Annotated in this window: 19 protein-coding genes; 6 read left to right on the forward strand and 13 right to left on the reverse strand. The window is 65.7% G+C overall.

Annotated features, from left to right (window positions below; genetic code table 11):
- Positions 1–804: 804 nt before the first annotated feature.
- The 5 genes from ACFY5D_RS09310 to ACFY5D_RS09330 all read right to left on the reverse strand — a co-directional run bounded on the left by ACFY5D_RS09310 (position 805) and on the right by ACFY5D_RS09330 (position 3,578).
- Positions 805–996, reverse strand: coding sequence for a hypothetical protein (locus ACFY5D_RS09310; RefSeq protein WP_387529762.1), 192 nt, complete (start codon positions 994–996; stop codon positions 805–807).
- Between the two features lie 388 nt (positions 997–1,384).
- A complete protein-coding gene (locus ACFY5D_RS09315; protein ID WP_387528247.1) occupies positions 1,385–1,852 on the reverse strand; it encodes a hypothetical protein in 468 nt (155 codons plus the stop codon).
- 355 nt (positions 1,853–2,207) lie between these two features.
- A complete protein-coding gene (locus ACFY5D_RS09320; protein WP_387528249.1) occupies positions 2,208–2,978 on the reverse strand; it encodes a sirohydrochlorin chelatase in 771 nt (256 codons plus the stop codon).
- Complete coding sequence (gene nirD / locus ACFY5D_RS09325; RefSeq protein ID WP_387528252.1) at positions 2,975–3,352, reverse strand: nitrite reductase small subunit NirD; 378 nt, start codon at positions 3,350–3,352, stop codon at positions 2,975–2,977. The genes ACFY5D_RS09320 and nirD overlap by 4 nt, the downstream gene beginning before the upstream one ends.
- Positions 3,353–3,422: 70 nt before the next feature.
- Positions 3,423–3,578, reverse strand: a complete 156-nt coding sequence (locus tag ACFY5D_RS09330) for a hypothetical protein (RefSeq protein ID WP_387528255.1) — start codon at positions 3,576–3,578, stop codon at positions 3,423–3,425.
- Between the two features lie 154 nt (positions 3,579–3,732).
- Between ACFY5D_RS09330 and nirB the strand changes: the two genes are divergently transcribed.
- The 6 genes from nirB (at position 3,733) to ACFY5D_RS09360 (ending at position 11,478) form a co-directional block, all read left to right on the forward strand.
- Entirely contained in the window at positions 3,733–6,363 is a 2,631-nt protein-coding gene (gene nirB, locus ACFY5D_RS09335) for a nitrite reductase large subunit NirB (protein WP_387528257.1), read from the forward strand.
- Positions 6,360–7,385 carry a uroporphyrinogen-III C-methyltransferase gene (gene cobA, locus ACFY5D_RS09340; RefSeq protein WP_387528260.1) on the forward strand — a complete coding sequence of 342 codons (1,026 nt, stop codon included), beginning with the start codon at positions 6,360–6,362 and terminating at the stop codon, positions 7,383–7,385. Before nirB ends, cobA begins: the two co-directional genes overlap by 4 nt.
- Complete coding sequence (locus tag ACFY5D_RS09345) at positions 7,382–8,509, forward strand: uroporphyrinogen-III synthase (protein ID WP_387528262.1); 1,128 nt, start codon at positions 7,382–7,384, stop codon at positions 8,507–8,509. The genes cobA and ACFY5D_RS09345 overlap by 4 nt, the downstream gene beginning before the upstream one ends.
- A gap of 379 nt (positions 8,510–8,888) precedes the next feature.
- Positions 8,889–9,851: a metal ABC transporter substrate-binding protein gene (locus ACFY5D_RS09350; RefSeq protein WP_387528265.1), complete on the forward strand. Its 963-nt coding sequence runs from the start codon at positions 8,889–8,891 to the stop codon at positions 9,849–9,851.
- Positions 9,848–10,591: a metal ABC transporter ATP-binding protein gene (locus tag ACFY5D_RS09355; protein ID WP_387528267.1), complete on the forward strand. Its 744-nt coding sequence runs from the start codon at positions 9,848–9,850 to the stop codon at positions 10,589–10,591. Before ACFY5D_RS09350 ends, ACFY5D_RS09355 begins: the two co-directional genes overlap by 4 nt.
- The gene (locus ACFY5D_RS09360; protein ID WP_387528270.1) at positions 10,588–11,478 is read left to right on the forward strand and encodes a metal ABC transporter permease; all 891 of its coding nucleotides are present in this window, start codon (positions 10,588–10,590) and stop codon (positions 11,476–11,478) included. The genes ACFY5D_RS09355 and ACFY5D_RS09360 overlap by 4 nt, the downstream gene beginning before the upstream one ends.
- 96 nt (positions 11,479–11,574) lie before the next feature.
- Here the strand turns inward: ACFY5D_RS09360 and ACFY5D_RS09365 are convergent, their stop codons facing one another.
- The 8 genes from ACFY5D_RS09365 to ACFY5D_RS09400 all read right to left on the reverse strand — a co-directional run bounded on the left by ACFY5D_RS09365 (position 11,575) and on the right by ACFY5D_RS09400 (position 21,839).
- Complete coding sequence (locus ACFY5D_RS09365; protein ID WP_387528272.1) at positions 11,575–12,249, reverse strand: metal-dependent transcriptional regulator; 675 nt, start codon at positions 12,247–12,249, stop codon at positions 11,575–11,577.
- Between the two features lie 44 nt (positions 12,250–12,293).
- A complete protein-coding gene (locus tag ACFY5D_RS09370; protein WP_387528275.1) occupies positions 12,294–12,929 on the reverse strand; it encodes a response regulator transcription factor in 636 nt (211 codons plus the stop codon).
- On the reverse strand, positions 12,926–14,014 hold the full coding sequence (locus ACFY5D_RS09375) for a sensor histidine kinase (RefSeq protein WP_387528278.1): 1,089 nt from the start codon (positions 14,012–14,014) through the stop codon (positions 12,926–12,928). The genes ACFY5D_RS09370 and ACFY5D_RS09375 overlap by 4 nt, the downstream gene beginning before the upstream one ends.
- Complete coding sequence (locus tag ACFY5D_RS09380) at positions 14,011–14,763, reverse strand: ABC transporter permease (protein ID WP_387528280.1); 753 nt, start codon at positions 14,761–14,763, stop codon at positions 14,011–14,013. Before ACFY5D_RS09380 ends, ACFY5D_RS09375 begins: the two co-directional genes overlap by 4 nt.
- A complete protein-coding gene (locus ACFY5D_RS09385) occupies positions 14,763–15,722 on the reverse strand; it encodes an ABC transporter ATP-binding protein (RefSeq protein WP_387528282.1) in 960 nt (319 codons plus the stop codon). Before ACFY5D_RS09385 ends, ACFY5D_RS09380 begins: the two co-directional genes overlap by 1 nt.
- Positions 15,723–15,935: 213 nt before the next feature.
- Positions 15,936–17,339, reverse strand: a complete 1,404-nt coding sequence (locus ACFY5D_RS09390; RefSeq protein ID WP_387528285.1) for a rhodanese-like domain-containing protein — start codon at positions 17,337–17,339, stop codon at positions 15,936–15,938.
- Between the two features lie 74 nt (positions 17,340–17,413).
- Positions 17,414–18,880, reverse strand: coding sequence for a hypothetical protein (locus tag ACFY5D_RS09395; RefSeq protein ID WP_387528287.1), 1,467 nt, complete (start codon positions 18,878–18,880; stop codon positions 17,414–17,416).
- A gap of 628 nt (positions 18,881–19,508) precedes the next feature.
- A complete protein-coding gene (locus ACFY5D_RS09400; protein ID WP_387528290.1) occupies positions 19,509–21,839 on the reverse strand; it encodes an aminotransferase class III-fold pyridoxal phosphate-dependent enzyme in 2,331 nt (776 codons plus the stop codon).
- Between the last annotated feature and the right edge of the window lie 290 nt (positions 21,840–22,129).

Raw genomic sequence — 22,129 nt, forward strand, 5'->3', positions numbered from 1 at the left:
TCGAATCAGCAGGGGTGTCTAGAGTCTGCTGTGTTATCGGGGATGACTGCGTCTGGAGATTACCTGTCGCGGGGTGGGCCGCTACTGCAGGTGTCACCGAAATCGCGAGATTTGCTCCGAGGAGCATGGCCACAACTGGCACAAATTTCCGCGAGATTAAAATTTTGTTCAAAAATATTCCTAGGTTCGAACCGCACTTCTTTGCCGAACTTTTATGTCCAACGAATTTAATACTACCTGACTAGGCAATATTTGAACGTGTATTGATGCAAATCAATTAGTGGGCGGCCAAATTTGAACCGCCTCAAAGCACTGGTGACGCGGGTTATCCAACGGTCGAAAAGTTAAACTTCCAACCAAAAATCCAAACATAATCTTGAAACATTGCGGGATTAGTGCTGCTTTCGAAGGGAGACAAGTCTTCGAAAGCATTCCGAAATTCTTCGCCGATAACGCTGCTTCGTGACCATCTTGAATTAGATCCTGGTGCGGTTCTCGGAGTCCTAAGCGGCAAAGTCTCGTGGCAAGTATTCTTCACGGGTGAGACAGAAGGGGTTTTCAGTTGGTTGCAAAATGCCGCAATTCTCCTCGAAGACCGGAAATAGATCGGTTCTATAGCAGTGGAAAAAACTAACGGTCCTTTTGGCGACCTACTGGCCAGGGGTCCCAGCGAAGGCTCTGAAACGGTCGGTAATAATCGCAAAAGACCCCGGAGCTAGCGCATCAATGAAAAGGGACAAATCGACCTAGTCAACCCGTCCCTCTCAAAGGTTGCCAACGAATCTAGTAGTACGCACCTAAGTTTCAGGTGACGTTCTCAGCTTGCGTGAAGTGGCCGTCTGGCGCAGCCTCCGTCGACCAAATATCTGGCAACTGAGGATGAGTGGTTTCGTCGTAGGCGTGGAACGAGCCCTCAGGGCTGGTGAGCCGGTCCATCGGCGGGTAAAAGTAGTCACGGTAATACACCAACACCGCTTGGGGCCAGTCCAACGTCATCTGTTCCCAAGTCACCTACAGCGTCTGGACCAGGGTGCCTGCTTCCGGGCAGTCAAACCAGCTGTGTGTCCATTTCCGGGTGCCATCGAGCTTGCGCAGGTAGTGCGGCAACGCCAAGGAAGGCATCCATTGCATTGGCGCGTACACAGCAATGCAATGACACCCCGAGTTTGCATTGCCAGGCCCAATCGAAAACAAATAGTGTCTTGCGAACGATCGCTACCGGACGCTTCGAAGCATTGGCGCCGGATATTCGGCGAATCCACAAGCCGCCCCCAGCGGATGTTTCCCTAGCAAACCCCTCTTCGCGCCCAGGTAGGCTCCGTCATCGCTCGCCCGATCACTCCCGGCTTGGTTCCGTTGGGGACAGGGCTAACACGATGACGGATTAAGATCCTGCGGGTTGCTTCTGCCTTTTACTGACGACGGACAACGCTCCTCTAAAGGTTGCCCATGCTAAACCAGCGCAGATCAGGATGAAGACCGTGACGGTCAACAGTGCTGCGGCCACGTTTGGCTCGAAGGAACTGATGGATAGGTAGGCCCGCGCCGGGACAATTGCGCCGATTGCGGCTCCGAGCGCGGCGATGAGTGCTTGGCGGTTTCCCGAGGACGGAAGTCGTTTTCTTCCCCGGATAGCCACGGCCACCGCTGCTCCTATTGCGGGAGGAAGCGAAACCAAGGAACCCCACATCGCAGCCAATAAAAGGACGAAGGGGGTGCTGCCCGCGCTCCAGTCCTCGGGCACCAGTGATAGCGCCACGTTGAGAATCCCCAATGCAGCGCCTAGCAGCAAGGCAATGCCAAGCAGCGGGAAGAAGAGCCTGCCAAGATTCTGCGCGGGAAGAGTAGCCATGGGTACAGCCTATGTTTGGTTTGACCTGTGAAAAAGCGAAATTCTCGACTGGCGCGGTTTTCCGACAGAAACAGGCAGCCGGCGACTTGCAACCTGCACAGTTCGTAGCCATGGGTTCGACCTGCGCAGGCGTTGCGCGTCGCCACGGAGGTCATCCATTGCATTGGCGCGTGCACGACAAGGCACTACACCCCGGGCCCGGGGATTCCAGGGCCCAATGAAAACACCTAGCGTCTTGTGAGCAATCGTGACCGGATGCTTCGAAGGGTTGGCGCCGGATACTCAACGAATTCACAATCCCCTGTCTGTGATTCCCGGTCAAAGGCGGCATCGCCGAGAGTGGCAATTAGAAATTCTAGGCGATGGCCTGCCGGTAGCGCTTGACAACTAGGTCCACCAGTTCCTGCGGCGGGTTCTCGCCGGCGACCAGCAGCGGCCTGCCCATCAGGTCCGGGGCGCAACTTGCAACCAGCTCCGCAAAATAGCCGGGGGCCAGCAAATAGGTGGCAACCGCGGTGCGGCCTCCCGGGTTGCGTGTACGCGCCTCGTTGATCGCGTCGCCAAGTCGCGGTTCGGCGGCCGAAATGAATGCGGCGGTGACCGGGACCTGCAAGTGGCCGGCCAGAAGTTGCGCCATCGTGCGGCAGTCCGCGACACCCGCGGGATCGGTCGACCCGGCGCACGCCAGGATCACCGCTTCGCCCGGAACCCAGCCGGCTTCGAGGAGGCGGCGGCGCAACACGACCGCCAACCCGCTGGCTGGGCCCAGCGGACGTCCGACCCGCGTACCCGGACGCAGGGCCGCGGCCTCGGCAAGGTCGCCGGATGCATGCGTGCCCGCAGAGAGCAGCAACGGCACCAGTGCCGCCGCGGCATTCTGCCCCAGCGCATCCGAGAGGACGAACCGGCCGACCCTCGGGTGCTCGACATCCACGAATGTGCCATGCACGGCGGCAGCCTCCAAGGCCATGTCCACGGCATCCACGAGCCCCCGGACCGCGGCGCGCCCCGCCGGATCGCCCGTTCCATGGGAGACGGCCACCAGGGTCGTCTCGGGAAGCGTCTCGGCCCACCCCTGCCACGCGGTGTGGTCAATCGCTACTGGTTCTGCGTGCGCCGTGGTCATGGCGTTCCCGCCATCCACAGTTGGCCCTGTCGCTCGACCAGCGGGAAGACCGGCAGCGGCTGCGCCACGGCGCTCAGGCAGTCGCCGGTGTCCAACCGGTACACCTCCTTGTGCAGCGGGCACGCGATGGTTGACACCCTGTTGCCATCGATGGTCTGGTCGCCCAGGATCCCCCGGGCCATGACCTTGGCCCCGCTGCTGGGACAGTGGTGGGACGCGGCGAAGAAGTCCTCGCCCTCCGTGCGGAAAAGGGCGACTTGCTGCCCGCCCAGCCACGCGGCTTCACCCCACCCCGGTTCGAGGTCCTCGGGCCGGCACACCGACACCATGCGGCCTTCGGATTCGAGTACGCCTTCTTCGACTACTGCGCTCATGACGGTGTTCCTTTCGACTGGGTTGATCTGATCCGGGTTGATCCGTTGATGAGAGCCTACGGAGCCGTTGTTACGCGCTCGACGATCTGGTGTTGCGCATCTGTAAACCGTCCCTCTCAACGGCGGAACAGTCCGGTGAGGCGGCATGATCCTGCCTGAACCCGATGGCTTCCACGAGTCCACTGCGCGGGTTGCGCAGCCCCTGCCCGGCGATCGTTTCGTCCATGTTTCGGGACGCTCACCCCGTGTCATGTGTTTGGTGCATGAAATTGTGCTGACCGAAATGCGTGGGTCATCGGGCGGCAAAACCGGTTCCCTAGGGTGGAAATCAGTCAACGACAAGCCTTTCTGGCGTCCGTGAGCGAAAGTCGAGTTACAAAATGAGCGCAGTGAATGGATCACGCCGCATCGTGGTGGTTGGCGGAGGCCCCGCCGCACATCGTTTCACCGAGGCCATGGCCGGCCGGGAGCCGAGCAACGTACACATCACCGTGCTCACCGAGGAAGCGCATGTTCCCTATGACAGGGTTGCGCTGACCAAGGCGCTGACCAACACCGGCGTGGACCTGACCCTGGGAGATCCGGCACTCTGGGCGCGCGAGAACGTCACGCTCGAAACAAACGCCCGCGTGAACACGCTGGACAGCGTCAACCAGATGGTGCACACCAACGACGGCCGCAGCTTCGGCTACGACGAGCTGGTACTGGCCACCGGCTCCAACGCCGCGACACTGCCGCTCCCCGGCAACGAACACACCCATGTGTACCGCACCCTCGAGGATGTCTGGGCCATCAACGCCGGTATCGAGGCACTCACCGCGCAGCTGGCCCGCAAGCCCGTGGTTGCCACCATCGGCGGCGGGCTGCTGGGGCTCGAGGCAGCGGCGGGCTCCCAGTCCCTGGGCGCCGATGCAGTGGTCATCGACGGCGGCAAGTGGCTCATGGGCACCCAGCTGGACGAGGGCGCGGGCCAGGCCATGGGCCGGCTCATTGCCCAGACCGGATTCACCGTCCACGGCGGGGTCTTCCCGCAGGAAATCACCACCGAGGCGGTTGACGGCACCGAAAAGGTCACCGGCGTGCTGATGGCCGATGGCAACCATATCCCCGCCGACATGGTCATCGTCTCCATCGGGGTGCGACCGCGCGACGAGTTGGCCCGCAACTACAACCAGATGATCGAGGAGGCCGGCACCGGGGCCACGTCCTTCGGCATCGGCCCGCGCGGCGGCATCGAGATCGACGCACGCTGCGCCACGGCCGTGCCGCATGTCTGGGCCATCGGCGAGGTCGCCAACTTCGAGGGAATGTGCGTGGGCCTCGTGGCCCCGGCCAACGCCATGGCGGAAGTCCTCGCCGAGCAGCTGCAGGGCGGGTCCGCCGAGTTCGGCGGGTTCGACACCGCCACGAAGCTCAAGCTGTCCGGCGTCGACGTTGCAAGCTTTGGCGACGGTTTCGCGCGCACCGAGGGGGCCCTGGAGGTGGTCTACGCGGATGCGCCGCGCGGCCTCTACCAAAAGATCGTTGTCTCCCGGGATGCCAAGGTGCTCCTGGGCGGGATCTTCGTGGGAGATGCCAGTCCCTACCAGTCGCTGCGTCCGCTGCTGGGCCGGGAACTGCCCGCCGAGCCTGGTGCCTACCTCAGCGCACTGGGCGGCGAGGTGCCGGACGGCGAGCTGCCCGACGACGCCGTCCTGTGCTCGTGCAACAACGTCAATGCCGGAACCATCCGGGACGCCGTGGGTGGCTGCGGAAGCTGCGAGGGACAGGAACCCGTCACGAACCTTTCGGCGTTGAAGGGCTGCACCCGCGCCGGCACCCAGTGCGGCTCGTGCGTGCCCATGCTCAAGAAGCTCATGGAAACGGAGATGCTCAAGAACGGGGCCGTCGTCTCGGCGGCCATGTGCGAGCACTTCGAGCTCTCGCGGGCCCAGCTGTTCGAGGCGGTCCGTCTGGCCGGCCTGACAACCTACCCGGAAATCATGCAGCGCTTCGGCCGGGGGGCGGGCTGCGACATCTGCAAGCCGGTGATCGCCTCGGTCCTGGCCTCGCAGACCTCCGGGCACCCGATGGAAGCAGGGCTGGCCGGTGCGCAGGACACCAACGACCGCGTCATGGCCAACATGCAGAAGGACGGCACCTATTCGGTGGTCCCGCGCATCCCCGGCGGGGAGATCACCCCGGAAAAGCTCGGCGTGATTGCCGCCGTCGCGCAGAAATACAATCTCTACACCAAGCTCACCGGCGGGCTGCGCATCGACATGTTCGGCGCCCGGCTCGAGCAGCTGCCGGAGATCTGGAAGGAACTGGTCGACGCCGGCTTCGAATCCGGGCAGGCCTACGGGAAGTCGCTGCGCAACGTAAAGACATGTGTTGGTTCCTCGTGGTGCCGCTACGGCATGCTGGATTCCGTGGCCATGGGCATCGAAATGGAACTGCGCTACCGCGGATTGCGGGCACCCCACAAGTTCAAGATGGGGGTCTCCGGGTGCGCCCGCGAATGCGCCGAGGCCCGCGCCAAGGACGTCGGCGTCATCGCCACCGCGGAAGGCTGGAACCTGTACGTGGGAGGCAACGGCGGCGCCAATCCCGCCCACGCCCAGCTGCTGGCAGGCGGGATCGACGACAAGACACTGATTCGATACGTGGACAGGTACCTGATGTATTACATCCGCACGGCAGACAAGCTCCAGCGCACCGCGCGCTGGATGGAGGACCTCGAAGGCGGCATCGACATGGTCCGCTCCGTGGTGGTCGAGGACTCGCTGGGCCTGGGCGCGGAACTCGAGGAAGCCATGGAAAACCACATCGGCAACTACGAGGACGAATGGGCCGCCACGCTGGCCGACCCGGAGAAATTGCGCCGCTTCCGTTCCTTCGTCAACGCGCCGGGCCTGTCCGACCCGGACCTGGAATACGTCCCCGAGCGCGGCCAGCACCGTCCGGCCGCCCCCGTGTCGCTGGGAGCCAGCATCGGCATCGGTGCCCCGAATTCAACCTGGGAGTCATGATGTTCACCAGCAACCTTCAGCTCAACGGCCACCACGTACTCGTGGCGGGCTCCCCCCGGGCCGCCCGGCGCGCGGTGGCGCGTTACCGGGCCGCCGGCGCCCACGTCATCGAGGCGCACGACCCAACCGCGGCGGAAGGTCAGCTGAACGCGGCACACCAGATCCGCCTGATTGTTTCCGTCGACGACGGCAACGCGGGGTGGTCGGTCCTCGACAGGCTGGCCGCGGACGAGGCCATCCTGGTATCGCACGAGCCGGCGGCCGGGGCCGAGGGTTCCGTGACGCTGCTCGGCGGCGGCCCCGGCAGCAGCGACCTGCTCACGGTGCGCGGGGTTGCCGCGTTGGCCGCGGCCGACGTGGTGTTTTACGACCGGCTGGGGCCCAGCCACGACCTCGCCCGGTTGGCGCCGACCGCCGAGCTGGTGGACGTGGGCAAGGCCCCGGGCCACCACAAGGTGCCCCAGGCGCGCATCACCGAGTTGATGATCGAATCGGCCCGGGCGGGGAACAACGTGGTGCGCCTCAAGGGCGGGGACCCGTACGTCTTCGGGCGCGGCTCCGAGGAACTGGCCGACTGCCGGGCCGCGGGCATCGCGGCGGCGGTGGTCCCCGGGATCAGCAGCGCGATCTCGGTTCCCGGCGCCGTCGGCATTCCGGTGACGGCACGCGGAATCAGCAAGGGCTTCACGGTGCTCTCGGGGCACGACCCGTTCACCGAGCAGGAGCTGGGGCACATGGCCGGCTTCGGCGGCACGCTGGTGGTGCTTATGGGCGTCGCCACGCTGGAGCAGACCACTGCTGGGCTGCTGCGCCACGGGCTTGATGCCGGAACGCCGGCCGCAATCATCGAGCGCGGCTGCACGGACACCCAACGCAGCACCCGGGCAACACTGGGGACGCTGGCCCAGGCGGCGCGCGGCGCACGCTGCAGCAACCCCGCGGTCATCGTGATCGGCGGGGTCGCGGCCCTGGGCGACCAAGACTCCGAGCTGCAGTCGTTGATGCCGGCGGTTGCACGATGAGCGTGGCCGAGCTGGAGACAACCGGCCGTGCGGCCTTGCCCCTGTCCGGGTTCCGGATCGCCGTCACCTCGGAGCGGCGTTCGGCCGAGCTGATCGAGGCGTTGGCCCGCCGGGGCGCGCAGGTCCAGCACGCCCCGACGTTGCGCATGGCGCCGCTGGTCGAGGACGCGGAATTGCTGGAACACACGCGGCACGTCCTGGAGTTGCGGCCCGAATTCGTGCTGGTCAGCACGGCCTACGGATTCCGCCGGTGGTTCGAGACGGCCGACGCAGCAGGCCTGGGCGACGAGCTGACGCAGGTCCTGCACGACGCATCGATCCACGTTCGGGGCCCCAAGGCCCTGGGCTCCGTGCGCGCGATGGGCTTCGAGGCCGACGGCATGAGCAGCGACGAACTGACCTCCACGCTGGTTTCCGAGGTGGCCCCGAAGGTTGCCGGCAAGGCCGTGGTGCTGCAGCAGCACGGCATCGGTGACGACCCGGCGGCCCAGGCGTTGAGCGACGCCGGCGCCAGGGAGGTCATCCGGGTCAGCCCGTATCGCTGGGGACCGCCCGAGGACGCGGACCGGATGACCCAGTTGCTTCGGGCCCTGTGTTCCGGGGCCATCGACGCCGTCACGTTCACCAGTGCACCGGCGGTCCGCGCGCTGCTCGCCGCCGCGGAGGAGCAGGGTTGCTACACGGAACTGCTGCAGGCGCTTCAGTTCAGCGTGTGCTGCGTGACCGTGGGACCGGTGACGGCCGCCCCGCTCAGGGAGATCGGTATCGAACCTCTGGTCCCCGAACGGCACCGGATGGGAGCCATGATCCGCATCCTGGTGGAACACCTCTCCGACAGCGGATCGATCAGTTGCCAAACCGTTCTGGGTTCCTGCGAGCTGCGCGGGGATACCGTGCACCTGGCCGGGGACGACCGCGAACTCAGCGCCATCCAGCTGAAGCTCTTCAAGGCAATACTGACGGCTCGCGGACGGGTGGTTTCCCGCGCCCGTCTGGTCACGTTCCTGCCCGACGGCTCGTCGGACCACGCCCTGGACATGGCGCTCAGCAGGCTTCGGCAGGCCCTGCCGGATCCGCGGCTGATCTCCACGGTCGTCAAACGAGGCTACAGAATCAACGCCTAGCTCCACCCCTTGGCACGTGGGCTTCGTGCGCATGGTCCATGTGGTTGCCTGGCCCGGCCAGGCCTCCCTCCGCATCCACCTGATGGCAGCGGGGTCGTCATCAACCACCGAATATTTTCCACGCCGGAGCGTCCGATCGTCGCCTGCATGAGGCGACGATCGGACGCTCCGGCTTTTGCCTTGCCTAGTCACCAAGGATTCCCGAACGGCCCTCCGGACCGACCCGAATCCGCCCGGCCCGGAAGCCCGTCGGCCGGCCGTTTCTTCGCACGAGGCAATAGTTACGTCTAGACGTACATTCTTCTACGCCATGACGTAACATTGCTTTTACGCCGGTCTCCCCCGGCCCAACGACCACACCACGCCGCATAGGACATCAATGACGAATCCTCGCCGACACAAGGCAGCCACGCCCACGTTGCTGCGCCGACTACTGGCCGGCGCGGCCGGCGTCGCGCTCATCGCATCGCTCAGCGCCTGCTCCGACACTAGCCCCGGGGCCGGCGGCGGCCAGTCCGGCCGCCCCGTCGTGCTCACCACGTTCACGGTGCTGGCCGACATCGCCCAGAACGTCGCCGGCGACAAGCTCCAGGTCGAGTCGATCACCAAGGTCGGGGCCGAGATCCACGGCTACGAGCCGACCCCGCAGGACATTGCCAAGGCCTCCCGCGCGCAACTCATCCTGGACCACGGCATGAACCTCGAGGGATGGTTCACGCAGTTCGTCGAGGAAATCGACGTGCCGCATGCCGTTGTCAGCGAGGGCGTCGAACCCATCGACATCACCGAGGATTCCTACGCCGGCAAGCCCAACCCGCACGCTTGGATGAGCCCGCTCAACGTGCAGGTCTACGTCGAGAACATCCGCGATGCCTTCATCGAGCTCGATCCCGCGAACAGCGCCGTCTACACGGAGAACGCCCGCGCCTACAACCAGGAACTGAAGCAGCTCCAGGACAACCTCGTCGCCGGGCTTTCCGGCCTGGAACCGAACCACCGGGCGATCGTGTCCTGCGAAGGCGCGTTCTCCTACCTGGCCCGCGACGCCGGTCTGACCGAGAAGTACATCTGGGCCGTCAACGCCGAACAGCAGGCCACCCCGCGGCAGATCGCCTCCGCCATCGAGTTCGTGAAGGAAAACCAGGTGCCGGCGGTGTTCTGCGAGTCGACCGTCTCCGACGCCCCGATGCAGCAGGTGGTCCAGGCCAGCGGCAGCACGTTCGGCGGAACCCTGTACGTCGACTCGCTCTCCGAGGCCGACGGCCCGGTCCCCACCTACCTCGACCTCATCCGGCACGACTCCACGGTGATCCTCGAGGCACTCACCGGGAAGTCGTCATGACGACCCGGGCGGTCACGGTCAGGGACGTCACGGTGCGCTACGGCGACGTGCTGGCCCTGGACCGGGCGGAACTCAGCCTGCACCACGGACGGATCTGCGGCCTGATCGGCATGAACGGCTCGGGGAAGTCGACGCTGTTCAAGGCGATCATGGGCCTGGTCAGGCCCGACGGCGGCAGCGTTTCCATCAACGGCGAGACCCCGGCGCAGGCCCGCAAGTCCGCGGCCATCGGCTACGTCCCGCAAAGCGAGGACGTCGACTGGGCCTTCCCGGTCTCGGTGCGCGACGTGGTCATGATGGGCCGCTACGGGGGCATGGGCTGGACCCGCCGCCCCAAGCGCTCCGACCACCTGGCGGTGGACGAGGCCCTGGAACGCGTCGAGCTCACCGAGTACGCGGACCGGCAGATCGGCCAGCTCTCCGGCGGCCAGAAGAAGCGCGCCTTCGTGGCCCGCGGCATCGCCCAGAACGCCAACATCCTGTTGCTGGACGAGCCGTTCGCGGGCGTCGACAAGCGTTCCGAGGCCACGATCACGCGCCTGCTGCGCGAGCAGGCCTCCGACGGCGCCGCCATCCTGGTCTCGACCCACGACCTGCACGCCCTGCCGGCGCTGGCCGACGAGGCCGTCCTGCTCATGCAGCGGGTGCTCATGCACGGGGACCCGAAGACCGTGCTGCGGCCGGAAAACCTTGCCCTGGCCTTCGGCCTGGACGTCCTGGGAAGCGGGAACGAATCATGAACCTCTTGGACCTCATCGTCGAGCCTCTGGGCTACGACTTCATGGTGAACGCGCTGGCCACGGCCGTGACGGCCGCGGCCGTCTGTGCCGTGCTGTCCTGCTGGCTGGTGCTGATCGGTTGGTCGCTGATGGGCGACGCGGTCTCCCACGCTGTGCTTCCGGGCGTCGTGCTGGCCTACGTGCTCGGCGTGCCGTTCGCGATCGGCGCGCTGCTCTTCGGCTTCCTGGCCGTGGCGCTGATCGGGGCGGTGCGCGACACGAGCCGCATCAAGGAGGACGCAGCCATCGGCATCGTGTTCTCCACGCTCTTCGCCCTGGGCCTGGTGCTGATTTCCGTCACCCCGTCGAACACGGACCTGAGCCACATCATCTTCGGCAACCTGCTGGGCGTCTCGAAGGCCGAGCTGACGCAGATCGTCATCCTGGGCGCGATCGCGCTGGGCATCCTGCTGTTCAAGCGCAGGGACTTCACGCTCTTTGCCTTCGACCCGACCCACGCGCACGCCATCGGGCTGAACCCGAAGATCATCGGCGCGGCGCTGCTGGGCCTGCTGGCGCTGACCTCGGTGGTGGCGCTGCAGGCAGTGGGCGTCATCCTGGTGGTGGCCATGCTGATCATCCCGGGGGCCACGGCGCACCTGCTCACCGACCGGTTCGGCCGGATGCTGGTGATCGCTCCCGCGATTTCCGTCGCCTGCTCCGTGGTCGGCCTGTACGTGAGCTACTACCTGGACACGGCCTCCGGCGGCATGATCGTGCTGACCCAGGGCGCGGTGTTCGCCCTGGTGTACCTCTTCAGCCCCACGCAGGGGTTGCTGGGCAAGCGGTACGCCGCCTCGAAGCGACGCCGCGCCGCGGCGTCACCCGAACCGTCGCAGGTCGCCTAGCACCGCCGACGGCACGTGCCGGGGCCGGGGAATCAGCGCAGCGCGCCGGTTCCCCGGCCCTCCGTGCGTTTCGGGGCGATTGGGTGTCTTGTGCCGCTACGCGTGCGACACGTAGAGCGCGTCGGTGGCCTGTCGGCCCAGGCTGACGGGCGTGGAGCCGTCGCCGACGTTCAGGCTCATGGCATCCGAGAACGGCGTGGCGCCCACGATCGTCAACGCGACGCCCGGCACGACCCCCTGGGCGTGGAGGAACTTCAGGAGCACCGGATCGTCGTCGGAGATCCGCTCCACGACGACGCGTTGGCCCGGCTCCACCTCGCTGAGCAGGACCGCGTCGGGCTGCACCACCACGCCGTCCGCGGACGGGATCGGGTCGCCGTGCGGGTCGCGGGTGGGGTGCTGCAGGAAAGCGTCGAGGCGTTCGACCATGAAATCCGAAATGGCGTGTTCCAGGTTCTCCGCCTCGTCGTGGACCTGGTCCCAGTCGTACCCGAGGACCTGGACCAGGAACGTCTCCAGGAGCCGGTGCCTCCGCACCATGTCCAGGGCGTGCTTCCGGCCGAGGTCGGTCAGCTCGACGGCGCCGTAGCGGGCGTGGCTCACCAGGCCCTGGGTGGTCATCTTCCGCACCGCGTCCGAAACGGACGAGACCTTGAGCCCCGTCTTCTGCGCGATGACGGTCGCGGTGACCGGGGTGTCGGACCATTCGGAGATACCCCAGATGACCTTCAGGTAGTTCTGCGTACTGACCGAAAGCTCCGAAACCGACATGACTACGAGTCTACAGATCGGATGGGCGGTGTGCTGGCGGGCGCCTAGATCCAGCCCCGCTCGTGGGCGAGGTGCGCCGCCTCGATCCGGTTCGCCGCCCCCGTCTTGCCGATGGCGTTGGACAGGTGGTTGCGAACGGTTCCGACACTCAGGAAGAGGGCCGCGGCGATCTGCGCCACCGGCAACCCGCCCTGCGCGCGGGCAAGCACCTCGCGTTCGCGGTCGGTGAGCGGGTTGGCCCCGTTCATCAGCGACTGGGCGGCAAGGCCCGGATCCACCACCCGCCCGCCCGCATGCACCCGGCGCACGGCCGCGGCAAGCTCTGCGGAGGGGGTGTCCTTGACCAGGAATCCGCTGGCCCCGGCCTCGAACGCGGCACGCAGGTAACCCGGCCGGTCGAACGTCGTCACCATGAGCACCTTGCATTCCGGCAGCCTGCTCCGGAGCCGCGTGGCGGCCTCAAGCCCGTCCATGAGCGGCATCTGGATATCCAGCAACGCCACGTGGACTCGGTGTTTCTCGGCGAGCGCCGCGACGTCCGTGCCGTCGCCAGCCTGCGCGACGACCTCGATGTCGGGCTCGAGATTCAGCAGGGCGGCGAGCGCCCCACGCACCAACGCCTGGTCATCGGCCAGCAGCACCCGGATCTGGTTCTCGGTGCCGGTATCCGCGTTTGTCATCCCCATTGCAGTCCCACCCTGGTTCCTCCGTGTTCCGAAGCCCCGATCTCGCAGTTGGCGCCTGCCATCCTGGCTCTTTCCCTCATGCCCCGCATGCCGTGTCCCTCATGATGTCCGGCCAGCGAATCCCCGTCGTCCTCTATGCTCAGCGCATCGGGTGAAATATGGATCCAGCAGGTGGTTGCGTGTGCGTGGCGCAGCACGTTGGTGACGGATTCGCGCAGCACCCAAGACAACGCGCGGGAGCGGACGGGGTCAAGGGATTCGGCATCCCCTGTCACCACGGCGGCGACCCCGGCGTCCTGCAGGGCGGCGCGGACAGAGCGCAATTCCTCCTGAAGGGTGGTGCGGCGCAACCCGCCGACGGTGGTGCGAATGGAATCGAGCGCTTCCTGGGTCAACGCGCGGATCTGCCGCAATTCCTCCCGGGCTTTCTCGACATCGGCGTCCAGCAGTCGCTCGGCCAGTTCGGCTTTCAGACTCACTGCGGTGAGCGAGTGTCCCAGCACGTCGTGCACGTCCCGTGCCATGCGTTCCTGCTCGCTGAGGATCGTGTAGTTCTGGTGCAGCGCGTCGGCGGCTATGCTGCGCCTGATCAGAGTGGCGTTCACGGCGTTGGCGATGATCAGCACCAGCAGCAGGCAGATCAGGAAGAGGAGTTCGGAGAGCAGGTTCCCGACCACCGCGACTGCCACCGCCGTGCCGAAGGTCAGCGCACTCGTCCACCACATCCAGCGCGCGGACATGAGGTAGGCGGAGAAGGAGATGATGAACGGGCCAAAGCTCAGGGTGTTGACGCCCAACAGCGGCACGCCGGCCAGCGCCACGGCTATCAGCAACGCGAAATGCAGGACCACCATCCCGTTCGGCTCCCGGCCCATGTGCCCGCTGTACCTGTAGAAAGCGATGAGGTAAATGGCGGCAAACACGCCGATGAGCCCGAACCCGACGATCTTCCGTGGGGCATCCACCCCGGAGGTTGCCAATGCGTTGATCGGGTAGATCAGGAAGATGATCCAGACCGCCGCCAGCAGCCAGCCGTAGCGGACCCAGAAGGCCTCGGGGGCCGGCGGTGCCTGTTTCACCGCCGCGCCTTCGAGCGGCGGACCGCCCATACGGCCAGGGCAGCGAAGATCAGAGTCCATGCCCCAAGGTTAGCCAACAGCACGCCGATCGAATCCACCGTGTCGGTCCCGGCCCCGTTGCCCTCGGTCAGCGGGTAGCGGGCCAGTCCCACGAACCCGTACATCGGGGTGAAGCGTGCGATGTCCAGCAACACCCCGCTCAGCGGCATGAATACGTTGCCGAAGAAGGCGAAGAACACCATGCCGCTGCTGGCAATGCCGATTGCCGTCTCCGATTTGAAGGCCAACCCGACGGCCATGCCGTAGAGGGCGAAGACCCCTGAGCCCAGCACGACGGATCCGTAGCTGAGCGCCCAGATCCAGGGTGCGTCTGCCTGCGCCCCGGTGAGCATGCCGGTCAGGTACACGGCGGCGGCGCTGGCTGCGGAGATGACAAGGGCGACGGCGATCTTGGCGGCCACGAACCCCGAGGGCTTCATCGGCGTCAGCGCGATTTGCCGTCCCCACCCGAGCATGGACTCGGTGGCGGCGGTCCCGGCGATTGCCGTGGTGGCTATGGCCGAACCGTAGGCGGCCATAGAGACCATGACGTAGAACTTTACGTTGCCGTTGCCGGCAAGCTCGTCCCCGGAGCCAAACATGTTCCCGAAGAGTACGTACATGGCCACGGGCATGAACACCGCGAACATGACGTTCATGATGTCCCGGGATTGGCGGACAAGCTCGATGCGTACGTAGGTGGGGTTCATCAGCGTGCTTCCGTCAGCGCCATGAAGGCGGATTCCAGGGTGGGTGCGGTGATCTCCAGCTCTCGGGCCCCGAGTTCCGTGAGCAGCATCAACGCAGCGGCATCGGACTCAGGACCCGTGACGCTAACCCGGCGGCCCTCCGCGTGCACGGAGACGACCCGCGGCAGGGTGTGCAGCGCCGCAAGTGCCGGCTCGGCGGGTCGGTCATCGGGCAACGTGGCGGTGACGACGTGTCCGCCGGTCATGGTGCGCAGCTGGTTGGTGGGGCCGTCTGCCAGCAACCGGCCGGCTCCGATCAACACCGTGCGTTCGGCGAATTCCTGCGCCTCTTCCAGGTAGTGGGTGGCGAACAGGACGGTACGCCCCTCCAGCGCGTCCTGCCGCATGGTGTCCCAGAAGGCGCGGCGGGCCGAAACGTCCATGCCGGCGGTGGGTTCGTCGAGGATCAGCAGCCGCGGATCGGGCAGCAGTGCGAGCGCGAACTTCAGCCGCTGCTGTTCGCCTCCCGAGCACTTGGAGACCTTGCGGCGGGACAGGGAGAGGATATTGGTGCGTTCCATGACCTCTTCGATGCGGTCCTTGGCACCGTGCAGCGCTGCGATCGCGGTGACGGTTTCGCGCACCGTGAGGTCCCGCAGCAACCCGCCGGTTTGCAGCACGGCCGAGATTTCCCCGGCCTCCACGGCCGCGCGGGGGCTCTTGCCGAACACCGAAATGGTGCCGGTTGTCGGTGCGGTGAGCCCGAGCATCATGTCGATGCTGGTGGTTTTTCCCGCTCCGTTGGGTCCCAGGAAGGCAACGATCTCTCCGGTCCCGACGCTCAGGTTGATTCCCGCCACGGCTTCCAGCGGGCCTTGGGCGGTGTGGAAGGTCTTGCGGACCGCGTCGAGTCTTAGCGCGAGCCCCGGATCAGGCGTGGTTTCCAACCGTGCGGCCAATTGTTCGGTCGTTTCGTTCATACCGACCAGTCTTCTGTGTATGGCGGCCCAGCAGAAGAGCAAGAACTCATTGGTTGGCCATGACAGTTGTCATGGCCAACCAATGAGTTGGGCGAATCAGATCCAGTATGGTCTGGCGGTTTCTTCGGGTGTTTCGGAGCGATGGTCCCAGTGGTTGCGCCGCGCGCGGGAGCTTTCCTGTCATGGAGACGTAGCGCGGCGCCCTGCATCGTGCTAGGGGTTTTGGGTGTTTCGGCCGTTCCATGAGTTCCAGCCCGCGTAGCTGCCCTCGAGCTCGACGACCCTGTGGCCGGCCCGGCGCAGTGCGGAGGCGGCCACGGAGTTGCGCGCGCCGGTCTGGCAGTAGCTGACGATCACGCCGTCGGCCGGAAGGCTGTCGGCGTGCCAGAGCACCCGCCCGGCGTTGAGCTGGACGGAGCCGGGGATGTGTCCGGCGGCGTGCTCGGACTTGCTGCGCACATCCAACAGCAGTGCCGCGTCGAACCCCGCAAGGTCGGCGGGGGCCAAGGTCTCCGGCCTGTAGCTCGGCAGGCCGTCGAGCGTCCGGACGTAGCCGGCCACCGCGTCGATGCCCACGCGCACCAGGTGATCCCACATTTCGGTGGCGGACTCGCTGTCCGGAGCCAGCAGCACCAGCGGACGTTTGTCGGTTTCCGGGTCAACGGCCCAAGCGCCGTAGCTTGCCGCCCGCTTGCCGGCAGGGATGTTCAGGGCGCCCGCCACCGTGCCTGCGTGGACCTGCGAGTGGTGGCGGGTGTCGACGATGCCGATCTCGTCGGCGGCCAGGGCTGCGGCCACGTCCTCGGTTGCCAGCTCGGCCAGCGCCGCGCGCTCGCCCATGACGGCCGGTCCCTGGCGGTTCTGGCGTTTCATGCGGCCGAAGTAGGCGTGGGCGTCGGGTTGCCCGTCGAGCAGCGCCTCGACGAATCCCGCCTCGTCGTCTGCCTCGAGGTAGACGCCCCACCAGGCGAAGCTGCGCTCGTAGCCCACCGTGGTGGAAGGGATGGCGCCCAGCGCCTTGCCGCAGGCGCTACCCGCGCCGTGCCCCGGATAGACCTGCACGTAGTCCGGAAGGGTCAGGAACTTCTTCTGCAACGAGACGAACAGGTCGCGTGCCCCGTCGAAGCGCGTGTCGACGCCTCCCGCCGCCTCGTCGAGCAGGTCCGGGCGTCCGAGGTCGCCGGAGAAGACGAAGTCTCCCGAGAGCATGAATCCCGGCTGGTCGCTGAACGCGCCGTCGGTGATCAGGAAGGACAGGTGTTCCGGGGTGTGCCCGGGGGTGTGCATGGCCTCGACCGTGATGTTGCCCAGTGTGATGGTGTCCCCGTCGAGGAGCCGCTCGCCCGCGAAGCCGTACTGCCAGTCCTTCCCGCCCTCGCCCGAGACGTAGACCTTCGCGCCGGTGGCGGCGGCCAGCTCACGGGTGCCCGAGAGGTAGTCGGCGTGGATGTGCGTCTCGGTGACGGCAACGATCTTCATCCCGTTTGCCGCGGCAATCTTGCGGTACACCTCGATGTCGCGTCGCGCGTCGACCACGATTGCTTCCCCGTTTGCCTGGCAGCCAATGAGATAGCTGGCCTGCGCGAGGTCTTCGTCATAGATGCGTTCAAGAAGCATCGTCTCTCCTTGTGGTTGCGTCATCCATTACAGATACCCCTAGGGGTATCGAATCAAACGTTAACGATAATACCCTAGGGGGTATGGTGATAGGTTTTGCCCGCCACTCCGCGAGCACGCCAGCTCGAGGCTCCACACAAGCTTTTGCAAAAGGGGATCCTCGCAAAGCATCGGTGGACCCACACTGTCCCCCCGGCGCTCAGGTACCCCCGAAGCTCGCTGGGCGACAAATTCGACCCGTCGGGTCGGTTCCCCCGGACCTGAGGACTCGCCACCTCCCCATCGGGGGAATTCTTGTCGCTGGGGGAATTCTCCCCGCTGGGGGAACCCTTCTCGGGGCAAGGCGGAAGGACAGGAGCACCTGCCTCCAGCCCCGGCGCGTAGCCCGCCAATCGGTACAATCTAAAGATCCGCCGGTCCTTGTCATCGCGCTTGTTCGGCTTGAATCCGATTTGAACATGCACGCCCTCGCCACCCATTGGGTCCGCTTCAACCTTGATACCCTCGGCCTCAAGACTCGAGGTGGCCTTGCTCTTCATGACGTAGACCCCCTTCCGGGCAGTTTCCCCACCGTCCCGCCAGGAGTTCAGGTAAATCGTGGGGGTTTGCCCCACGAAACCTCGAAAAATGTAGAGGTATTTTGTCGCGGCCCCATCGTCCTTGATGTCAAAGCCCTGGAATGCCTTCTTCGAGGTCTTCGGTTCCTTGAATCGGGACACCATCAACTCCTCGGCCTTTGCAATCGACAACGTGTTTCCCGGCGACTTCCTCATGAGTTCGGTAAGTTCCGCGGTCTTGTAAATGCCGTAGTAGACGGGCGAACGAGGCCCTCCGAGCTGCGCCCGAATGGCCAGCCGATCCTGCCCGTCGGCCAGCGCAACGGCACTTCGGGATGCGGGGCCGGACTTGCCGGGGGCAATTGCAGCCAAGTCCGTCAGCGTGCCAACCATTCGATAGCTCGCCCTTTTCGACCCCTCGGGCGCATTGATGTACTCGATAAGCGAGACCGTCTTCGACCGATAGTGCGGCGACTTGTTCCCGGCACCACTTCCCACCCATGCATAGGTATGACCGCCCTTCGCGTACACCTCAAGGGATTCGCCGTGCCCGAAGTCCGGCAGCATGACGCTGTCCTTCTGAACGCAGGCCCCCTCCGCAGTGCGGGAGCATCTGGACAACCGGGTGTTGTTGCGGGAAGGCTGCATGAAATAGACATCCCCGTCGGAACCATAGTCGAACGACTGAATCACCCTGTTCGATTCGGGCGGATCAAGACGAAGGGTGCTTTCGGGAGCCAGCGAGCACTTCGGTACTGCCGCAAGAGCCCCCGCCTGCACGTTGGCAACCGCAAACAACAGCAACAAACCCGCAGCGGCAACCCTTATTTTCAACCCCAACATCAGATCTCCCCCCAAAAAACCGAACCGGCGAAGCTCCCTGCAATGCTGCAAAACCCCAAGCCCACCCAGCCTAGCGAGCGCATTACCACATGCCAATAAGTTTGGTCGACAATCAATCGTCACAAATTCGTAATAATTCAAGGGTTTTCGTCGCAACGCCGCGGACGGCCGCATCCAACTTGGGTGGCAAACAAAACGGCGATCGACGCACCACTCGGTGCATCGATCGCCGCAAGGCTCTTGGCCGCCCCGGATCTAGCGGCGGAAGAAACGCGCGAGCCAACCGCCGGACTCTCTGGGGGCCTTTGGCGCGTTCGGGTCGCAGGAGCAGCGCTGGGAGCTCGGCACGTGGGCCATGACTTGCTTGACATGCTGGCCGCAGCCGGCCCAGGTGGTTTTCTGGCACTTGCGGCACTTGACTGCACGGCACATGCGTTTGCTCCTCGCGTTTGGTGTCATTTTTCACGGTGGGGCCGAAGCCCCGTCCCCACCCGAGTATGTCATATACCCCTAGGGGTATAAAAATTGCTTACTTGCGGACGCAAAGCACCGCAGCAATCATGCGGGGAATAGAACCAGTCGGGAACGATCTCCCGCATGCGCGGAATCCGGTGAACCGGCAATCGAAGGGCCTATGCAAGCGCGGCACAAAGAGTGTTGCGAAGCACCCCGCACGGCACCACGGGCAGTGGCGCAAACAAACCTGAAATGCCCGTGGCGGGCACCGATTCCTCCGGTGCCCGCCACGGGCATTTCGCGATCCGGGCCCCTAGGCCGCGTTGTCTAGATGCCTCAGCGCGGCGCCGAAGGCCTCGAGCAGCAGATCGGTTTCCGTCCTCCCGATCACCATGGGCGGGCGCATCTTCAGCACGTTGTCGTCCGGGCCGATCCTGCTGACCAGCACGCCGTTCGCCTTCATGTGTTCGATGACCGCCTTGGCGCCTTCCGCCCACGGGCTCCCGTCCGGGCGCACGATCTCCACCCCGAAAAACAGGCCGCGTCCCTTGACCGCGCCGGCGGCGGGCGATGCGGACGCGAGTTCCCGCAGCCGCAGCTGGATGTCGGCACCGAGGTCCCCGGCGTTGGCCATCAGGGAGCGGTCCTCCATTTCCTGCAGCACCGCCAGCCCGGTGGCCGCGGAGACCGGGCTGCCGGCAAAGGTGTTGAAGTACATGTTGTGGCTGCCGAACTCGTCGAGCAGCGCAGCCGTGGTCACCACGCCGCCGAGCGGGTGCCCGTTGCCCATGGGCTTGCCGAGGGTGGCGAGGTCCGGGACGATGCCGTGCAGCTCGAACCCCCACATGGCGTCCCCGGAGCGCCCGAACCCGGACTGGACCTCATCGGCAATCACCATGCCGCCGGCGGCATGCACGCGGTCGGCCAGCCCGGCCACGTAGCCGCGCGGGACCCGGTTCAGCCCCTCCGTGGAGAAGAGCGGGTCAAAGAGCACCGCCGACAGGCCGATGCCCGCGGCACGCAGGGAGTCAATCGCCGCGTCCACCTCGGCCAGGGCATCGGCGGTGAGTTCGTCCTCCGCCAGCCCGCCCGCATGCTCCAGGTCGGGGATGCGGATCGGACGGACATGCTCCCCCAGGCCCTCGCGGGTGATCAGGCCGGTGGTGAGCTCGGCCAGCGAGCTCGTGTTGCCGTGGTAGCTGAAATCGCTGACCAGCACGCCCCGGGCCCCGGTGTGCTGGCGGGCGATGCGCAGCGCCAGCTCGTTGGATTCCGAGCCGGAGTTGGTGAAGAAGACCTTGTCCAGCGGCGCCGGGAAACAGGACAGCAGCTTCTCCGCGTAGGCCACCATCGGCTCGTTCAGGTAGCGGCTGTGCAGGTTCAGGACCTTGGCCTGCGCGCACGCGGCGGCGACCACCCGCGGGTTGCAGTGCCCGACGTGCGGCACATTGTTGTAGCCGTCCAGGTAGCGGCGGCCCTCGGTGTCGGTGAGCCACACCCCCTCGGCCGAGGCCAGGGCGATCGGCTGGGCGTAGAAGAGCGGGGAATGCCTGCCGACCGTGGCGAAGCGCCGGGCCAGCAGTTCATCCGTCGTGGAAACGGTCTCGGAAATCAACGTCGGGCTGTCCTTTGCATAGTCCGCCGCCAGCCGGAGCACCAGCGGCAGCACGTTCTCGAAGATGAATCGGGCGTCGTCCTGCCCGTCGCGGGCCGCGGCCCACCCCAGGTAGCTGGCGCCGCGGGCCAGACGCAGCGTGTCCCAGAGTTCCAGGTGTTCCGGCGGCAGTTCACGAACGGAACCGTACCCCCGGAGCAGCGCCTCCCGGTACGCGGGGTATTCGGGATGCGGCTGGAAGAAGAAGAGTGCGGTCACCAGGTCGAAGAGGAAGTAGCCGGGGCCGAAATCGTCGAAGTCGATGACCCGCAGGCCGTCGGGAGACGTGAGCACGTTCTCCGGGGTGAAGTCCGCGTGGATGGCCCCGTAGCGGTCCGGGGCCTTGCCGTGCTCCTCCAGCTTGCGGCCGGCACGGTCCAGTGCCGTGCGCAGCAAAACTCGCTGGGAGGCGTCCAGCACGCTGCCGGCCAGCGGGTCGCCCCAGAGCGGCGCGGCACCGGTGAGCCCCTCCGAGTCCCAGGCACTGCGCCCCGCACCGGCTTCCGGACCCAGTTCCTCGGCCAGCACGTGCAGCCGGGCGATGGTGGCCCCCAGGTTCCTGAAGTCCTCGGGTCCCAGCGTGCTGGTGCCGAACAGCCCTTCATCGATGGATCCGAGCGTTGTGGATTCGGTGATCCATTCCTGCAGGTCGATCTGGACGGACCTGCCGAATCGATCGAGTTCGGAAACGAACAGCCGCCCGTCGAGCGTCGGCAGCACCCGGGGCACCATGATTCCGCGGGCTGCGGCCGCTCCCAGGAACGCCATCTCCGCGTGGATTTCCTCGTCATTGTGCAGCCCCGGCCGGTGCAGTCTCACCGCCAGGTCCGGGCACCCGGGCACCCGGAGCCGGTAGACGAAGTTCTCGCGGTGCTTGATGAGCTCGAGCGTCGCTTCGGCTGCCGGGATCCCGTAGGACCCCAGCGCCCCCGCCACCAGCCGCTCGGCTTCTTGAGCGGTGATGCTGCGCAGGTCGAGTGTGGTCTCCATGGTTTCGCCTTTCCACGACGGTTCGGGGGCGCAGGATCCATTCGGTTCCATCACCCCGCAGGTACGCCGCATTGCGTCGCGGTCCACCACCCACTGTACGAATCCGCCGTGCCGCGGAGCTTGTGTTTCAGTGCTCGGGCATTGACGAAGAGCGCCCCTTTTGTCCCCACCGACCGATGTCTGTCAACATCCGCGCTTGAGCCATACATGACGCGTGAGGCCGGCTGCCGGGCAGCAGAGGCAATATGCGCTGGTTCCGGCGTCACTCCGATGACTCCGTTCAGGGCTTC

The sequence above is a fragment of the Paeniglutamicibacter sp. NPDC012692 genome (assembly GCF_042901625.1).
Classification (GTDB): domain Bacteria; phylum Actinomycetota; class Actinomycetes; order Actinomycetales; family Micrococcaceae; genus Paeniglutamicibacter.